This is a genomic window from Caballeronia sp. INML2 (genome assembly GCF_023631365.1).
Classification (GTDB): Bacteria; Pseudomonadota; Gammaproteobacteria; order Burkholderiales; family Burkholderiaceae; genus Caballeronia; species Caballeronia turbans.
In genome coordinates this window covers 78553-95428 of the sequence record NZ_JALQDH010000082.1, presented here as the reverse complement: position 1 = coordinate 95428, position 16876 = coordinate 78553, and the positions used below count along the sequence as shown (strand labels likewise).

At 64.2% G+C, this 16876-nt stretch carries 17 protein-coding genes; 10 read left to right on the top strand and 7 right to left on the bottom strand.

Going from position 1 to position 16876, the window contains the following annotated elements:
* The 3 genes from NCT32_RS28780 to NCT32_RS28770 are packed head-to-tail and all read left to right on the top strand — an operon-like array spanning position 1 to position 2203.
* A complete protein-coding gene (locus tag NCT32_RS28780) occupies positions 1-1056 on the top strand; it encodes a maleylacetate reductase (RefSeq protein WP_061119517.1) in 1056 nt (351 codons plus the stop codon).
* Positions 1053-1871 carry an intradiol ring-cleavage dioxygenase gene (locus NCT32_RS28775; protein WP_250490816.1) on the top strand — a complete coding sequence of 273 codons (819 nt, stop codon included), beginning with the start codon at positions 1053-1055 and terminating at the stop codon, positions 1869-1871. The genes NCT32_RS28780 and NCT32_RS28775 overlap by 4 nt, the downstream gene beginning before the upstream one ends.
* Positions 1868-2203, top strand: coding sequence for a Rieske 2Fe-2S domain-containing protein (locus NCT32_RS28770; RefSeq protein ID WP_061119515.1), 336 nt, complete (start codon positions 1868-1870; stop codon positions 2201-2203). The genes NCT32_RS28775 and NCT32_RS28770 overlap by 4 nt, the downstream gene beginning before the upstream one ends.
* Here the strand turns inward: NCT32_RS28770 and NCT32_RS28765 are convergent.
* The 5 genes from NCT32_RS28765 to NCT32_RS28745 form a co-directional block, all read right to left on the bottom strand.
* Positions 2196-3503, bottom strand: a complete 1308-nt coding sequence (locus NCT32_RS28765; protein WP_250478070.1) for a hypothetical protein — start codon at positions 3501-3503, stop codon at positions 2196-2198. The two genes, NCT32_RS28770 and NCT32_RS28765, sit on opposite strands and share 8 nt — an antisense overlap.
* Before the next feature lie 301 nt (positions 3504-3804).
* The gene (locus NCT32_RS28760; RefSeq protein WP_061119514.1) at positions 3805-4548 is read right to left on the bottom strand and encodes a FadR/GntR family transcriptional regulator; all 744 of its coding nucleotides are present in this window, start codon (positions 4546-4548) and stop codon (positions 3805-3807) included.
* A 19-nt stretch (positions 4549-4567) separates the two neighbouring features.
* Entirely contained in the window at positions 4568-5374 is an 807-nt protein-coding gene (locus tag NCT32_RS28755) for an ATP-binding cassette domain-containing protein (RefSeq protein ID WP_061119513.1), read from the bottom strand.
* Positions 5374-6384, bottom strand: coding sequence for an ABC transporter permease (locus NCT32_RS28750; RefSeq protein WP_061119512.1), 1011 nt, complete (start codon positions 6382-6384; stop codon positions 5374-5376). Before NCT32_RS28750 ends, NCT32_RS28755 begins: the two co-directional genes overlap by 1 nt.
* Complete coding sequence (locus tag NCT32_RS28745; RefSeq protein ID WP_061119511.1) at positions 6384-7490, bottom strand: sugar ABC transporter substrate-binding protein; 1107 nt, start codon at positions 7488-7490, stop codon at positions 6384-6386. The genes NCT32_RS28750 and NCT32_RS28745 overlap by 1 nt, the downstream gene beginning before the upstream one ends.
* A gap of 329 nt (positions 7491-7819) precedes the next feature.
* Between NCT32_RS28745 and NCT32_RS28740 the strand changes: the two genes are divergently transcribed.
* Positions 7820-9565, top strand: coding sequence for an IlvD/Edd family dehydratase (locus tag NCT32_RS28740; RefSeq protein ID WP_061119510.1), 1746 nt, complete (start codon positions 7820-7822; stop codon positions 9563-9565).
* A gap of 5 nt (positions 9566-9570) precedes the next feature.
* On the opposite strand, the gene NCT32_RS28735 is transcribed toward NCT32_RS28740, so the two are convergent.
* A complete protein-coding gene (locus tag NCT32_RS28735) occupies positions 9571-10611 on the bottom strand; it encodes a DMT family transporter (protein ID WP_250490815.1) in 1041 nt (346 codons plus the stop codon).
* Between NCT32_RS28735 and NCT32_RS28730 the strand changes: the two genes are divergently transcribed.
* The 6 genes from NCT32_RS28730 to NCT32_RS28705 all read left to right on the top strand — a co-directional run bounded on the left by NCT32_RS28730 (position 10610) and on the right by NCT32_RS28705 (position 16429).
* The gene (locus NCT32_RS28730) at positions 10610-11470 is read left to right on the top strand and encodes a class I SAM-dependent methyltransferase (RefSeq protein WP_061119509.1); all 861 of its coding nucleotides are present in this window, start codon (positions 10610-10612) and stop codon (positions 11468-11470) included. The two genes, NCT32_RS28735 and NCT32_RS28730, sit on opposite strands and share 2 nt — an antisense overlap.
* Before the next feature lie 130 nt (positions 11471-11600).
* A complete protein-coding gene (locus tag NCT32_RS28725) occupies positions 11601-13163 on the top strand; it encodes a glycerol-3-phosphate dehydrogenase/oxidase (RefSeq protein WP_086961282.1) in 1563 nt (520 codons plus the stop codon).
* A 123-nt stretch (positions 13164-13286) separates the two neighbouring features.
* Positions 13287-13685 (top strand): VOC family protein, encoded by a 399-nt coding sequence (locus tag NCT32_RS28720; RefSeq protein WP_250490813.1) that lies wholly within the window; start codon positions 13287-13289, stop codon positions 13683-13685.
* A gap of 61 nt (positions 13686-13746) precedes the next feature.
* Positions 13747-14391, top strand: coding sequence for a twin-arginine translocation signal domain-containing protein (locus NCT32_RS28715; RefSeq protein ID WP_250478068.1), 645 nt, complete (start codon positions 13747-13749; stop codon positions 14389-14391).
* 35 nt (positions 14392-14426) lie between these two features.
* Entirely contained in the window at positions 14427-16010 is a 1584-nt protein-coding gene (locus tag NCT32_RS28710; protein WP_250490812.1) for a GMC family oxidoreductase, read from the top strand.
* An 89-nt stretch (positions 16011-16099) separates the two neighbouring features.
* Positions 16100-16429, top strand: coding sequence for a ribbon-helix-helix domain-containing protein (locus tag NCT32_RS28705; RefSeq protein ID WP_061119504.1), 330 nt, complete (start codon positions 16100-16102; stop codon positions 16427-16429).
* A 227-nt stretch (positions 16430-16656) separates the two neighbouring features.
* Here NCT32_RS28705 and NCT32_RS28700 read toward each other — a convergent pair whose 3' ends face one another.
* Positions 16657-16797: a hypothetical protein gene (locus NCT32_RS28700; RefSeq protein WP_409219314.1), complete on the bottom strand. Its 141-nt coding sequence runs from the start codon at positions 16795-16797 to the stop codon at positions 16657-16659.
* Between the last annotated feature and the right edge of the window lie 79 nt (positions 16798-16876).

Genomic DNA, 16876 nt, shown 5'->3' with positions numbered 1-16876 from the left:
ATGCAATCGTTCATTTATCAGGGCATGCCGTCGCGCGTGGTGTTCGGCGCGGGGAGCATCGAGCATATCGAACGCGAGATCGAGCTGCTGGGTGCGCAGCGCGCGCTCATTCTCGCGACACCGCCGCAGCGCGACCAGGCCGAAGCGCTCGCCGAACGCATCGGGCCTCGCGCGGCCGGCGTGTTCGCGAAAGCGGTGATGCATGTGCCCGTCGAAACGGCGCGCGAGGCGCGCGAGTATGCACAGCGCATCGGCGCGGATTGCGCGATCGCCATCGGCGGCGGCTCGACGACGGGCCTCGGCAAGGCGATCGCGCTGACATCGTCGCTGCCGATACTCGCCGTGCCGACCACGTACGCGGGCTCCGAGATGACGCCCATCTACGGGCTCACGGAAGCGGGCCTCAAGAAGACCGGCCGCGACATGCGCGTGCTGCCGAAGACCGTGATCTACGATCCGCAACTCACCGTGTCGCTGCCCGCGTCGCTTTCGGTGACGAGCGGCATCAACGCCATCGCGCACGCGGCCGAAGGGCTGTACGCGCAGGACGCGAATCCCGTCGTGAGCCTGATGGCGGAAGAAGGCATCCGCGCGCTCGCACAGGGCATCGGCAAGGTCGTCGCGAAACCGGACGATCTCGATGCGCGCGGCGATTGCCTCTATGGTGCGTGGCTGTGCGGCACGGTGCTGGGAAGCGTCGGCATGTCGCTGCATCACAAGCTATGCCATACGCTCGGCGGCACATTCGATCTGCCGCACGCGCAGACGCATACCATCGTATTGCCGCATGCGCTCGCCTATAACCGCGATGCCGCGCCCGACGCGATGAAGCGCATCGCGCGCGCGCTCGGCACGGACGATGCCGCAAGGGGCGCATTCGAGCTTGCGCGTGCGAATGGCGCGCCGACGGCGCTGAAGGACATCGGCATGAAGGAAAGCGATATCGATATCGCGGTCGATGTCGCATTGAAGAGCCCGTACTGGAACCCGCGGCCGGTCGAACGCGCGCCGCTGCGTGCGTTGCTGGAAGCGGCCTACGAAGGACGACGACCATGAACGAGTCACTCACGCAAAACGTCACCGAAGCCTTCGGCCATTGCGCCGATGCCCGCACGAAGGAAATCGTCACGGCGCTCGTGCGCCATCTGCACGCGTTCGCGCGCGACGTGAACCTCACGCACGACGAATGGCGCCGCGGCATCGAGTTCCTCACGGCCACGGGCAAGAAGTGCGACGGCATCCGGCAGGAGTTCATTCTGCTGTCGGACACGCTGGGGCTTTCTATCGTGCTCGACGACATCAACCAGCATCATGATGACGGCGCGACCGAAAGCAGTCTGCTCGGCCCGTTCTATCGCGACGGCGTGAAGGAGGCGGCCCTCGGCGCGAACATCGCGCAAAGCGATGGCGAGCCGGTGTACTTTCACGGCGTGGTGAGCGATGTGAGCGGAAAGCCCGTCGCCGATGCGCTGATCGAAGTCTGGCAAACCGCGCCGAACGGCATGTATGAAGGACAGGATCCGGATCAGCCCGAAGGCAACCTGCGCGGGCGTTTTCGCACGGATGCGGACGGCGCATACGCATTTCATTCGATCAAGCCGACGAGCTATCCGATTCCCACCGATGGCCCGGTCGGCCAGATGCTGCTCGCGACGGGCCGTCATCCGATGCGTCCCGCGCATATCCACTTTCGCATCGACGCGCCCGGCTACGAGCCCCTGACGACCGCACTATATTCGTCCGATGATCCTTACGTGAACTCCGATGCGGTGTTCGGCGTGAAGCCTTCGCTCGTCATCGAGTATGTGAGCAAGGACGGCGGCTACGACGCGGCGCGCGATTTCGTGCTGATCCCGCGGGAGCGCGCGTGAGCCATTCCACATCGAACGGCATCTGCGCGCTCCACGACGTGCCCGATGGCGGCGGCCTCGAAGCCGCGCCTTCGATTCTCGTGCTGCGCCGCGGCGGCGAAGCGTGGGCGTATCGCAACGTCTGCCCGCATTTCTCTATACCGCTCAACTACGAGCCGGATGCGTTCTGGACTTACGAAGGCGGACTGCTGATGTGCGCCCATCACAGCGCGATGTTTCGCTTCGAGGACGGCATGTGCGTCGATGGGCCGTGCCTCGGCGCGAGCCTCAGGCGGATTCCGATCCGCATCGAAAATGGCCGGGTGATGATCGAAGGCGCGGACATCACATAGGATTCGTCGCGACGAAGCTCTTGTATGCGGCGTAGGCGGGCTTTTGCGTCACGCCGTCGTTCTTCAGCAAACCGAACGCACCTTCTCCGCCCACTGGATCGTCGTAGAGCTCGTAGCTCTGGATCGATTCGATATCGTACGTCGATGCGAGCGCGACGAACTGCGCCATCATGCGATTGCCGACGAGATACGCCGCGATCTGCTGATCGGTGCCGTAGTTCGGGCGCACGCCGAACTCGTTGATCCAGATCGGCTTGCCGAGCGCGTTGAGCGCGGCGAGCACGTTATGACAGCCGGTGCCGCCGCACGCGTTGGTGATATCGCCCTGTTCGGAGTACCAGTGCCACGCGGTGATGTCCCAGTCGACGACCGGATGCCCGACGCTGCCGTCCGGCTCCATGCCGGCCGCGAGCATCTGCTGGAAGCCGTAGTGCAGCCAGGTGCCGCCGCCCATGATGATCTTGCCCGACGTATCCACCGACTTGATGCCCGCGATCATGCCGCGGATCACGCCACGCAGGATTCTGAACTTCACGAGATCGAATTGCTGCGGATAAACGCCATCGACATTGCCGACGAGAATCTCGGCTTCCATCTCGTTCGTGACCTCGTAGTACGGGTAACGGCGCGAGGTCGCCGTTTGCTGACCGAGCGCGAAGCCCGCGTTGTAGCCTTCGGTTTCGCTATTGAACGTATCGATGCCCATGAGCATCACCGGATACACGGTGACGCCGCCGGCCGCCATCAATTGGGCGATGCCCGCGAGCTTGTTCGCGGTGCCCTGGCTATACACCTCGTTGCGATACAGCTTCGCGCCGAGATCCTGCAATTGCGAAAGCTGCAGCGCGGGGCTGGAGAGATCGTAGGCGCCGCCCTCGTTGTTGTGGCCGTTCACGCCGTAGAAGGGCCGCGCGGACAAAGGCGGCGGCGTCGTCGCGTTGCCGGCGCCCGAGGCCGGATCGGGCGCGCTGACGACGGGCGACGACGCGCCGCTCGCCGGCACCGTGTTTTCGGCGACGGCGGGATTCGTCGCGGGCGCACCCACGGCGCTGCTCGCTGAAGAAGGACTTGTCGTGATCTTCGATGTCCCCGTGTCCGAGGCCGGAATATCCGTCGCCGGAACCGACACGGATGACGCGCCGCCACTACGCGAGGCGTTCGAGGACGCAGCGGTGTCGCCGCCGCCACCGCCGCCGCCGCCGCATGCGGCAAGCAGCACGCTTGCCGCGGCGGCGAGCGCAACGGCTTTGCATCGAATGAAACGGAAAGCCGGAATATTGGATTGAATTGAAATCGTCATGTCGATACGCACTACTAAATGGTCAATATCCATGTCCACGAAGTAGGCGCACGTTCCGCGAGTCGTCCGGACGAACGCGGACGGACCGGTGACGGACCTTCATCCCGCGTCGCGCGCAAGGATGGTGGAATGCTCGTCTATTGGCCCCGATGAACCGCCCGGAGATGGGCGCTGCCGGAGGCAGGGGGCGAAGAGGAGACCGCGTCGATGCCGGTCTCAATAGGGTTTACGGCGGGGATGGACGGTACTTGAACATTTTTCGCGTCGAGCAAACGTTACGACCGCGCAAGATCGGGAATTGTTACCCCGACAGCGGCCGATCCGGTTCGAGCGCAGCGCCGCCCAGAATCGAGGTGGCGTCGGCGCGCGCATTGTCGAGCTGCACGACGCTCGCCTGACGTGCAGCGAGCGCATCGCGGTTCGCGATCGCGGTGAAGATCGCCTTGTGCCGCGGCAGCGACAGCGCATGCGTGTTCGGATGACGGCTCGTCAGCTTGATCGATTCGCTGAGCGCGAGCGACAGCATGTTGCCGATATACGCGAGCATGTCGTTATGCGTCGCCGTCATGATCGCGTGATGAAACGCCAGATCCGGATCGAGCAGGTCGGCGGCGCTTTGCGCGCCTTCCATGCGCTCATACGCGGCGGCGATGCGCGCGATGTCCTCATCGGTGGCGGAGATGGCCGCGAGCGCGGCGGCGGCGGGTTCGATGATCTGGCGCACCGTCATCAGCGAGCGGAAGAACTCGCCTTCGGGAAGATGACTGATGGTCCACACGAGCACATCGGGGTCGAGCATGTGCCACTCGTCGCGCGCGCGCACGACGCTGCCCACGCGCGGCTTCGACACGACGAGCCCCTTCGCAACGAGCACGCGCGTCGCCTCGCGCAGCACCGGGCGGCTCACGCCGTAGTTCTCGCACAGCGTGGGCTCGGCCGGCAGACGCTCGCCGGGCCTGATGCGGCCGCTCACGATCTGCATACCGAGCTCCTGCACGATGCGCCCGTGCATGCTCTTGCGTTGCTTCGGGTTGCGGTAATCCATGATGCGGCGTGCGCGCCCTCTAGGTTGCAGTCGTCGCGCGCATCGCCCGATATTCCCGCCTCACGATATCCATCAGCTCCGCGACCGACGTATTCGCGCTGCGCTGCTCATAGGTCACGCGTCCGCGCTGCATCAACATGATGCGATCCGCGATGTCGAGCGTCTGCGCATAGTTGTGCATGATCATGATGATCGAGAGCCCGCCTTTCTCCTTCAGGCGCATCACGAGATCGATGATAAGCGCGGCCTCGCGCGCGCCCATCGCCGCGAGGGGTTCGTCGAGGAGCAGGATTCTCGCGTTCGAATGCACCGCCCGCGCAACGGCGATGGCCTGACGCTGACCGCCCGACAGCCGCTCGACGGGCAGATCGACGGAAGGCACATGCACGCCGATATCCTCGAGACACTGCGCCGCACGCTCGCGCATCTGCTTGTGATCGACGAGACGCAACAGGCGGGCGGGCCCGCGCCGCACGATCTCCCGATTGAGGAACATGTTGTGGTAGATCGACAGCGAATTCGCAAGCGCGAGATCCTGATACACGCATTCGATGCCGAGCGCGCGCGCATGATCGACGGACTTGAGCAGCGTCTCTTCGCCGTGCACATGCAACGTGCCGCTCGTCTGCTGATGAAAGCCCGTGAGAATCTTGACGAGCGTGGACTTGCCCGCGCCGTTGTCGCCGAGAATGCCGAGAATTTCGCCTTGGCCGAGCGTGAGCGAGACGCCGTCGAGCGCGGTGACCGCCCCGAAGCGCTTGACTAGGTTGTCGCCACGCAGCGCGAGATCGGCGGATGCGGCGGGAGCCGTTAGCGGTTCTGCCATCACCGTGCTCCCCTGCGGCGGATGCGCCCGACGTGGATGTTGAAGATCATCGCGGCGAGAATCGCGGCCCCGAGAATGATGTTGAACGTGAACGCGTTGATGCCGATGAGCGTGAAGCCGTCGCTCAGAATGCCGAGCACCGCCGCGCCGAGCAGGCCGCCTACGATCGTGCCCGAGCCGCCCGTCAACGGCGTGCCGCCGATCACGGCGGCGGCGACCGCGAGGAACATGATCTGGTTGCCGCCCGCTTGCGGATCGATCGACGTGATGCGGAAGCTCTCGAGGATGCCCGTGAAGCCCGCGAGCACTGCGGCGATCACGAAATTGCCGAGCCGCAGCCGGTTCACGCGGATGCCCGCCTCGCTCGCGCCGAGCGCGTTCGCACCCGCCGCCTGCGTGTGCAGACCCCAGCGCGTATGCCGCAACAGCACATGCATGACGAACGCGATCGCCACGGTCCAGATGATCTCGCTGTAGCCCCACGCGCCCATCACGGCGGCGAACTCGGGCGAGCCGGGCGTCGCGGCGGGCGTGCCGCGCGACACGGTCAGCGTGATGCCGTTGATGAGAAAGAGCGTGCCGAGCGTCGTCACGAAGGAAGGCAGGCGTAGATAGACCGTCACCGCGCCGTTGATAAAGCCGATGATCGCCGCCGCGATAAGCCCGGCAATGACCGCGAGCCACATCGGCGCGCCCGCATCGTTGGCGAACACCATCATGAACGGCGCGAACGCGAACACCATGCCCGCTGACAAGTCGATGTCGCCGCCGATCATCAGCATGATTTCGCCGAACGCGATGATCGCGACCGGCGCAACGTACTGCGAAAGATTGACGAGGCTCGCGTTGCTCAGCAGGAAGTCGTGATTGACGAACTGGAAATACGCCGCGAGCAGCAAGGCGACCAACAGGATGCGCAATTCGGGCGCCCAATGAGACGCCCACGCGCCGCGCGGACTGCCGGTCTGCGCGGGCGTGGTTGCTTTACGAGGTTCGTTGACCGTGTTCATCAGGACTTGATCGCGCCTTTCATGGGCACGATTTGCGGCTTGGTGGTCTTGCCTTCGTAACGCGTCGAGGTGTTGAGATAAGGCTCGACCGTATCCTTCGTCACGAACTTGAGACCCGTGTTGATGTTCGCCGGCCCGACGAGCCCGCCCGATGCGAGGAACACGAACGCTTCCATCACCGTGTAGAAGCCCTGCACGTAAGGCTGCTGGTCGATGGTGAAATCGAGGAAGCCTTCGTGAATGAGCTGAATGGTCTGCGGCAGCAGATCGAAGCCGCCGCCGTGCACGCCCTTCGACGGCAGATTCGACTCCTTCATCACCTGCGCGACGCCTTGCGTGCTGCCTGCATCGACGGCGAACATGCCTTTCAAATCCTGGTGGCCGAGATAGAACGACTTGATCTTCGAAAGTTCTTCGTTGACGGTTGCTCCAGTCGCGACGGTCTGAATGTCGATCTTCTTGCCGGACTTCTTGATCGCATCGCTTGCGCCGTCGAGACGAGGCTGGATGTTCAACTGTCCCGGCGTCGCAATGAAGAGCGCGACCAGGCCGCTGTCGATCAGGCTCGCGATGCGCTCGCCCATCTGATAGCCCGACAGATACAGATCCTGGCCGATATACGCGAGCCGCGGATTGGTCTTGCCGCGCGGCGCGTCGGCGTTGTAAGCGAACACCGGAATGCCCGCATCGAGCGCGGCCTGGATGGGCTTGTCGAATGCGTTCGGATCGACGATAGGCACGGCGATCGCATCGGCTTTCGCGGCGATCGCGGAGTTCACCGCGCGCACCATTTCGCCCGCATCGGACGTGGCCGAGCCGGTCCACTGATAGTCCATGCCGAACATGGCGCACGCATCCTGAATGCCGTACTGCGTGGGCACGAAGAAGGGATTCGTCGTCACGTGATTGACGAACACGATCTTCCATTTCTTGTGCTGCGGGAACGCCGCTTCGGCCGCCTGCGCGGTCGAGATCAGCCCGCCGCCGCCGGTCACGCCGCCCAGGAGCGACAGCGCCGCGCCGAGTCCCGCGCCCTGCATGATGCCGCGCCTGCCCGCACTGATGAGGCGGCTGTCTTTTGCGTCGTCATCCCGATCTTGCGCCATGTTTTCCTCCGGTCTCTTCTTCGTTGGTCGATGGGTCGACTCATCGTCGATCACGTTCAGATACTGGGTTTCACGGCATGCCGTCCGCACGCCGCTTTCATCAATGAAAGACGGCAGCGTTGCGGATGACGATGCGAGCAGTGTGCGAGAGGGCGATTCGAAAGCGCGGCGTGTTTGAACTAGTAATTGGGATCTGCGAAGCCCGCGCGCCGACTTCAATAGACAAACTATATGCAGAGTGTTTTGACGTTTCGATTAGCGTTTTCCCGGTGCGTGTCCTGCATATAGTCATGCTATTTATAGGACTTTCTCGCAGAGTGAGCAAAACCATGAGCGCCCCCCCAAAAACCAAGCTCCGTTCGGCCGCATGGTTCGGCACCGCCGACAAGAACGGTTTCATGTACCGGAGCTGGATGAAAAACCAGGGCATTCCGGATCACGAGTTCGCGGGCAAGCCGATCATCGGCATATGTAATACGTGGTCCGAACTAACGCCGTGCAATTCGCACTTTCGCAAGCTCGCCGAACACGTGAAACGCGGGGTGTATGAAGCGGGAGGATTTCCCGTTGAGTTTCCGGTGTTCTCGAACGGCGAATCGAACCTGCGGCCCACCGCGATGTTCACGCGCAATCTCGCGAGCATGGACGTCGAGGAAGCCATACGCGGCAATCCCGTCGATGCGGTCGTGCTGCTCGTCGGTTGCGACAAGACGACGCCCGCCCTGCTGATGGGCGCGGCGAGCTGCGACGTGCCCGCGATCGTCGTCTCCGGCGGCCCGATGTTGAACGGCAAGCACCACGGCCGCGACATCGGCTCGGGAACCGTCGTCTGGCAACTGAGCGAGCAGGTGAAGGCGGGAAAGATCTCGATACACGAGTTCATGTCGGCGGAAGCGGGCATGTCGCGCTCGACGGGCACCTGCAACACGATGGGCACCGCATCGACGATGGCCTGCATGGCCGAAGCGCTCGGCGTCACGCTGCCGCACAATGCGGCGATTCCGGCCGTCGATTCGCGGCGCTATGTGCTCGCGCATCTGTCGGGCATGCGTATTGTCGAGATGGCGCTGGAAGACTTGCGCCTCTCGAAGCTGCTCACGCGCGAGGCGTTCGAGAATGCGATCCGCGCGAACGCGGCGATCGGCGGCTCGACCAATGCGGCGATCCATCTGAAGGCGATCGCGGGACGCATCGGCGTGAAGCTCGAACTCGACGACTGGACCCGCATCGGACGCGGCACGCCGACGCTCGTCGACTTGCAGCCCTCGGGGCGCTTCCTGATGGAAGAGTTTTACTATGCGGGCGGTTTGCCCGCGGTGTTGAGGCGTCTCGGCGAAGCGAACCTGATCCCGCATCCGGATGCGCTCACGGCCAACGGCCACACGCTGTGGGAGAACGTGCAAGAAGCGCCGATCTATAACGACGAAGTGATCCGTCCGATTGCGAAGCCGCTCGTCGCCGATGGCGGATTGTGCATACTGCGCGGCAATCTCGCGCCGAACGGCGCGGTGCTGAAGCCATCGGCGGCGACGCCCGCGCTTCTCACGCATCGCGGCCGCGCGGTCGTCTTCGAGAACTTCGACGACTACAAGCAGCGCATTGCCGATCCCGATCTCGACGTCACGGCGGACTCCGTGCTCGTGATGAAGAACTGCGGGCCGAAGGGCTATCCGGGCATGGCCGAGGTCGGCAACATGGGCTTGCCGCCGAAGCTGCTCGCGCAAGGCGTGACGGACATGGTGCGCGTATCGGATGCGCGCATGAGCGGCACGGCGTACGGCACGGTGGTGCTCCACGTCGCGCCCGAGGCGCGCGCGGGCGGGCCGCTTGCGATCGTGCGCGACGGCGACTGGATCGAGCTCGATTGCGAGAAGGGCGTACTGCGCATCGATATCGACGACGACGAAATCCGCTCGCGCCTCGAAGCATGGCAAGCGGCGAAGAGCGAGATTCCCGAGGATCGCACGGGCTATCGCAAGCTATATGTGGAGCATGTGCTGCAAGCCGATGAAGGTTGCGACTTCGATTTCCTCGTCGGCTGCCGCGGCGCGGAGGTGCCGAAGCATTCGCACTGAAGGCGTCACCTGCGCGGGCTCCACGTTGCGATCGCAACGCCGAGCACCGCGACGCCCATCGCCCACCATGCGGCCGCCGGCAACACTTCGCCGAGGAAGAAGTAGGACAGCACCGCGGCCGCGGGCGGAATGAAGAAGAACAGCGACGCGACTTGCGAGACCTTGCCCGCGCGTGTCATCGCGAGCAGCAGCGTGATCGCGATCAGCGAATTGCCGATCACGAGATAGGCGAGCGTGGCGATTAACGTGGGTGTCCATTGCACTTGCGTGTGCTCGAAGGCGAGCGCCATCGGCGCGCAAAAGACGAAGCCGACGCTGTATTGAATGAGGTTCGACGTGATCGGATCCTGCGCCGTGCCGAGCCGCTTCTCGTAGAGCATCGCGCCCGTGATGCCGATGAGCGCGCCGATCGCGAGCAGCACCGGTCCGAGCGAACCGGCATGCAGCGGCCCGCGCGCGGCGATCACGCCCGCCGCGCCCGCGAGCCCGAGCAGCAAGCCGATCCAGCGCCGAACGCCGATCCGCTCGCCGACGAACTTCGGCGCGAGCACGCCGACGAGAATCGGCTGCAAGGACACGATCAACGCGAGCACCGAGGTCGCGATGCCCGCCGTCATCGACAGATAACTGAGCCCGAAGTACATGACCTGCACGAGAAAGCCGACGACGCCGAGATGCAGCCACGCGCGGGCATTGCGCGGCCATTGCGGACGCCGCACCGCGCACACGGCGAGCAGCACGCCGACGCTCAACGCAAAGCGTATCGATAAAAACGTCAGCGGCGACGCATAGTGCAGGCCGGTCTTCGCGATCGGAAATCCGGCGGACCAGAGCAGCAGAAAGAGAATGGGTCCGCCGATCGTGAGCCAGCGGCGCTCGGTTTGCGTGCGGCTGTCTTCGTTGCGGTCGATGCGCGGCGCTTGCGCCATGTTCACGTCCTTGTGCTCGTTTCTCGTGTGCAGCGGAAGTACCGATTGTAGTGTGGAGACGACGGCGGCGAAGTGTGAGACATTCTCTGCTTCCATCTTCATCGAACGCTGAAGCATGAACGACAACACCAACGCGGCGCCCGACAGCACCGCCGCACGCGTCGCGATGTGGCGCGCGTTGCACGCCGAAGCCGATGCTCCGCCGCATGTGCTGGAAGACAAGATCGGCCTTGCATTGCTCGCGCCCGCTGCGAACTGGCGCGAACGCGGCGACATGAACCCGCAGTTCACGCGGCCTTTCCGTGCGTCGATCGTTGCGCGTGCGCGCTTCATCGAAGATCTCGTCGTGCAAGAGGTCGATCGCGGCGTGACGCAGTATGTCATCCTCGGTGCGGGTCTCGACAGCTTCGCGCAGCGCAGGCCGGAGATCGCGGCGCGGCTGCACATTTTCGAAGTCGATCCGCCGGGGCCGCAGGCGTGGAAGCGCCGGCGTCTGATCGAACTCGGTTATGGCGTGTCCGAGCGGCTGCATTTCGTGCCGGTGGATTTCGAAGAGGGAGAATCGTGGCGCGAGAAGCTCGTGAAGAATGGTTTCGACCAAAGCAGGCCCGCTATCGTCGTGTCGACGGGCGTCAGCATGTATCTCACGAAGGAAGCGAACGCGGCCACATTGCGCGAAGTCGCGGGCTTTGCATCGGGCTCGACCTTCGCGATGACCTTCCTGCTGCCGCTCGAACTCGCGGACCCCGACGTGCGTCCGGGCCTGGAAATGGCTGAGAAGGGCGCGCGTGCGAGCGGCACGCCGTTCATCAGCTTCTTCATGCCGGCGGACATTCATGCGATGGCGCGCGATGCGGGCTTCAGGGACGCGCGGCACGTATCCGCCGCGGATCTGACCCGGCGATACTTCTCGAACCGGACCGATGGCCTGCGTCCGCCGAACAATGCCGAAGAACTGCTGATCGCCAATACATAGATTTGCCATGCCCAGGATCGACCTTGCAGCGCGCGGGCGATTGTGCGGCGTTTCCGAAGGGAACAGGGAACGGTCATCACATGGTCAATCGCGATTCGACGAACCTCCAGGTTTGCAAACACAACGACAAGTGACAATCACCACGCCTTCCGACCGCGCATCCCTCTTGCGCGAACTGGACAACACACCGCTCTTCGATGTCGTCGTGATCGGCGGCGGCGCGAGCGGCCTCGGCACGGCCGTCGACGCGGCGTCGCGCGGTTATCGGACCTTGCTGCTCGAAGCGCGCGATTTTGCCAAAGGCACGTCGAGCAAGGCCACGAAGCTCGTTCACGGCGGCGTGCGTTATCTCGCGCAAGGCAACATTCCGCTCGTTCGCGAGGCGTTGCGCGAGCGCGGCCTGCTCGCGCGCAACGCGCCGCATCTCGTGCATGCCCTCGGCTTCGTCGTTCCGGCGTATCGCTTCGGAGACAAGCTGATCTACGGCGCGGGACTGAAAATGTACGACTGGCTCGCGGGCGCGTCCAACCTCGGCGCGAGCCGCAGCCTCAGCCTCGCGCAAACGCGCGCGAGATCGCCGATGCTCGCCGACAGCCTCGACGGTCACGCGCTGCGCGGCGGCACGCTATACCATGACGGCCAGTTCGACGACGCGCGGCTCGCCATCGCGCTGATGCGCACGCTGTTCGATCTCGGCGGGCTCGCGCTGAACAATGCCGCCGTGCGCGGCGTCGGCTTCGATCGCGCGGCGGGGCATCATCGGCTATCGGTGACGGACGTCGAAACGGGAGATAGCCTCACCGTCGGCGCGCGCTGCCTCGTCAACGCGACGGGCGTCTGGGTCGATTCGATCCGCGCGATGGCCGAACCGGGCGCGCGCCCGATCGTGGCGCCGAGCCAGGGCGTTCATCTGACGTTGCCGGGCCGCTTCCTGCACAGCAACGACGCGATCCTCGTGCCGAAGACGAAAGACGGCCGCGTGCTTTTTCTGGTGCCGTGGCACGGCCACACGATCGTCGGCACGACCGATACGCCGCGTCAGGACTTGCCGCTCGATCCCCGCGCAAGCGACGAGGACATAGACTTCATTCTCGCGACGGCGTCGGATTACCTGTCCGTCAAGCCCACGCGCGACGACGTTCTAAGCGTCTGGGCGGGGCTTCGTCCGCTCGTGAAGGCCGGCGCCCAGGCGTCGACGGCGGCGCTCTCGCGCGAACATACGATCGAGATGAACGCGACGGGCATGATCACCGTGACGGGCGGCAAGTGGACGACGTATCGGCTGATGGCGCAGCAGGTCATCGATCTCGCGGCCGCGAAGGGCCTGTTGCCGGCTGCGCCCTGCCGGACGGCGTCGCTGCCGCTGCATGGCGCGACAGCGGAGCAGCGCGGCCAGTACGGCTCCGATGCCGCCGTGATCGACCGTCTGCCCGGCGCGCAGAACGTGCTGGTGAAGGCGAGCGGGCTGACCGAGGCGCAGACGCGTTTCGCGGTTCGGGCGGAACTCGCCCGATGTGTCGAGGATGTGCTGGCGCGCCGCAATCGCGCGCTGTTTCTCGATGCCGCCGCTGCCCGCGACGCCGCGCCGGACGTCGCCCGCATCATCGCGGAAGAGCTTGGGCGAAGCGCGCAGTGGCGATCCGAAGAGGTCACGCGTTTCGACGCCTTCGCGCGAACCTGGATGCTGTCGTAGCGGCTCGTTTCCTGAACGAGGCGCGCCCGTCCGCCTCGGGGAAACGCCTAATGCCCGATTTAACCCGCCATTACCCTCTGCGCGCGCCGCTTCCTAAACTTGTCTCACAAGGAGGAAGCGCTCATGTCGAAACTCATTCACACGATGATTCGCGTGCGGGATCTGGAACGCTCGCTCGATTTCTATCAGAAGGCTTTCAATCTCGGCGTCGCGCATCGGCTGGATTTTCCGGACTTCACGCTCGCCTATCTGCGCAACGATGAAACGCACGCCGAACTCGAACTCACCTGGAACAAGGGGCGCGCCGAGCCTTATACGCATGGCGACGGCTACGGCCATGTCGCGGTGAGCGTGCCGGACGTGAAGGCCGAGCGCGAGCGCCTGATTGGCCTGGGTCTTACGCCCAACGACGTGCGCGAGTTCAGGAACGACGACGGCTCGCTGATCGCGCGTTATTTCTTCATTCAGGATCCGGACGGCTACAAGATCGAAGTGCTCGAACGTCACGGACATTACGAGTAGTCACGGCGGCACCGCGGGAGCACATACATAAGTTGTTGCAGCACCCCACAAGGAGAGAGACATGCGAGACACGATCATCCCGATCGTCGCGCAGCGGCGCGCGCACGACGGTGGACATCATCACGAACATGATGGAATCGCCGCCGCCCCCCCGACGATCGCGCTGACACGACGCGAATTCCTGCGCGGCACGGGTGTGCTGGTCGGCACGATCGCCGCGACGTCGATCTTCGCGAGTCTTGCGCCGAGCCGCGTCTGGGCGCTCGAAATGCAGGGGCTCGACACGCATCAAGGCGAGGTGCTCTTGCAGGTGACGCGGCAGATCTATCCGCACGCAACGCTCGATGACGCCGTCTATGCGCTCGTCGTCAAGGATCTCGATGCCAAGGCGAAAGCCGATCCCGCAGTGCGTCAACAACTCGCCGACGGCGTCGCTCAACTGGATGCGAAAGCCCGCTCCGACTGGACGAAGCGCGGCGCGAACGACAAGGCGCAGGACGTCGCCGCGCTCGCGGGCACGCCGTTCTTCAACACGGTGCGCAGCACCGCCGTGGTTTCCCTGTACAGCAATCCGATGGCGTACGAGCACTTCGGCTACGGCGCGTCGAAAGGCGATGGCGGCTATCTGCATCAGGGCTTCAACAGCCTGTCGTGGCTGCCCGATCCACCTGCCGGCGCGAGCGGGCCCATCCCGACGGACAGTTGAAGAGCGCGCCCATCAAGCAACGAGCGGAGACCGACATGGATCAGGGTAACAAGGTGCAGTTCAAGCACAGCGACGGCAATGTGGTCGTCGTCATCGGATCGGGTGCGGGCGGCGGCACGCTCGCCAACGAACTCGCGCAGAAGGGCATCGACGTGGTGGTGCTCGAAGCGGGCAAGTCGCATACGCAAGGCGATTTCTCAACGTCCGAGTGGGACGCCTTCAAGATGCTCTCGTGGCTCGACATGCGCACGACGTCCGGATCGTGGCGCCTTGCGCAGGACTTTCCGAATCTGCCGGCGTGGGTCTGCAAGACGGTCGGCGGCACGACCACGCACTGGGCGGGCGCGAGTCTGCGTATCCAGCCGCATGAATTCAAGGCCAAGACCACTTACGGCGACGTGCAGGGCGCCACGCTGCTCGACTGGCCGATCACGCGTGAGGAGCTCGACCCTTACTACGACCGCGCCGAAAAGAAAATGGGCGTGACACGCACGAACGGCCTGCCGGGTCTGCCGGGAAACAACAACTTCAAGGTGATGTCGGCGGGTGCGACGAAGGTCGGCTACAAGGAGTGCAACACCGGCCATATGGCGATCAACAGCACGGTGCGCGACAATCGCACGCATTGTTTCCAGCGCGGCTTCTGCTTTCAGGGCTGCCGCATGGGCGCGAAGTGGTCGACGCTCTATACCGAACTGCCGCGCGCTCAGGCCACGGGTCACATGGAGTTGCGCACGCAGGCGCACGTCGTGAAGATCGAGCACGATGCGCGCGACAAGGTGACGGGCGTCGTCTACTACGATGCGAACGGCAAGCTGCAGCGGCAGCGGGCGCGCGTCGTCGCCGTGGCGGGCAATGCGATCGAGACGCCGCGCCTGCTGCTCAATTCGCAGTCGAGCAAATTCCCCGATGGCCTCGCGAACGGCTCCGGGCAGGTGGGCCGCAACTACATGCGGCATACCACCGGCTCGGTCTACGGCGTGTTCGAGGACAAGGTCGAGATGTACAAGGGCACGACGATGGCGGGGATCATCGAGGACGAAGCGGTGTTCGATCCGAAGCGCGGCTTCGCGGGCGGCTATCACATGGAGACGGTTTCGCTCGGGCTGCCGTTCTACGCGGCGTTTCTCGATCCGGGCGCGTGGGGCCCGAACTTCACGGCGGCGCTGGACCAGTACCAGTACACGGCGGGCATGTGGATCGTCGGCGAGGACATGCCGCGCGAATCGAACCGCGTCACGCTCAATACCAACGTGAAGGATCAGTACGGTCTGCCGGTGCCGAACGTTCACTTCGACGATCATCCGAACGACGAAGCGATGCGCGAGCACGCGTACAAGCAGGGCAGCGCGGTGTACGAAGCGGCGGGCGCGAAGGCGACGTACATCGTGCCGCCGTATCCGTCGACGCACAATCTCGGCACCGCGCGCATGAGCGCGAAAGCCGACGACGGTGTCTGCAATCCGCACGGCCAGACGCACGAAGTGGCGAACCTGTTCATCTCCGATGGCAGCCAGTTCACGACGGGCGCGGCGGAAAACCCGACGCTCACGATCGTCACGCTGGCGATTCGCCAGGCGGACTACATCGCCGGGCAGATGAAGGCGCGCAGGGTTTGACGCGATTGCCGCTCGACACGTAGCGGAGTAGCTTTTTCAGTTGGCCGTCGTGCGCGAGCGCGGCGGCCTGTTTTACGGAGGCTTTCGTCATGTGTGGGGTGTATATCAACGCCGACCCGATCCTCTATGAGTCGCGCACGCGTTCGCTGCGCATTCATGGCGTGATCACCACGGTGCGGCTCGAAAATCTCTTCTGGGACGTGCTGCAGGAAATCGCCGGGCGCGAGAATCTGACGACGAGCCAGTTCGCCGTCAAACTCTACGACGAACTGATCGCGCTGCGCGGCGAGGTACCGACCAACTTCGCGTCGTTTCTGCGCGTGTGCTGTCTGCGCTATCTGTCGATGCGCGAGGCGAAACAGAATGCGGAAAGCGAGGCGGCGGGGGCGGTTGCGTTGCGGGTTCTTAAGGCCGGGTAGTCTCGGCGCAATGTTCGATGGCGGCGCGACGCAGGGTTGCTTGCGGATTCTCTGCGAGAGCGTTCTTTATCGGCCGTAGTGTGTGCCGCATCATCGCATTTTCAATGCGCTTGCCCCGCTTCGTCATGCAGTCGCTTGCGTAGACGCGCTTTCGCGGCGCGTGGGCATTGCGCATGCCGCCAGTGCGCATTCGACGCCTGAGCCCAAGCATCTTCTCCGACCCGTCCTCACCCGACACATGCGCCGCGGTCGCCGGCCCATCGGCAGAGCCAGCCGTATCCGCATCCCGTATCGAGCCCATGATTTGAACGATTCGAGCGCCCGTAGCCCGAGAAGAACTCGGCATCGCGGTAGATGTTCTGCGTCATGCGAACAACGCCGGATAAACAAGGGTATCTGCGATTTTTGCGCGTTGCTGGCACGATTCCCCTCACGCTGCTAGATTAC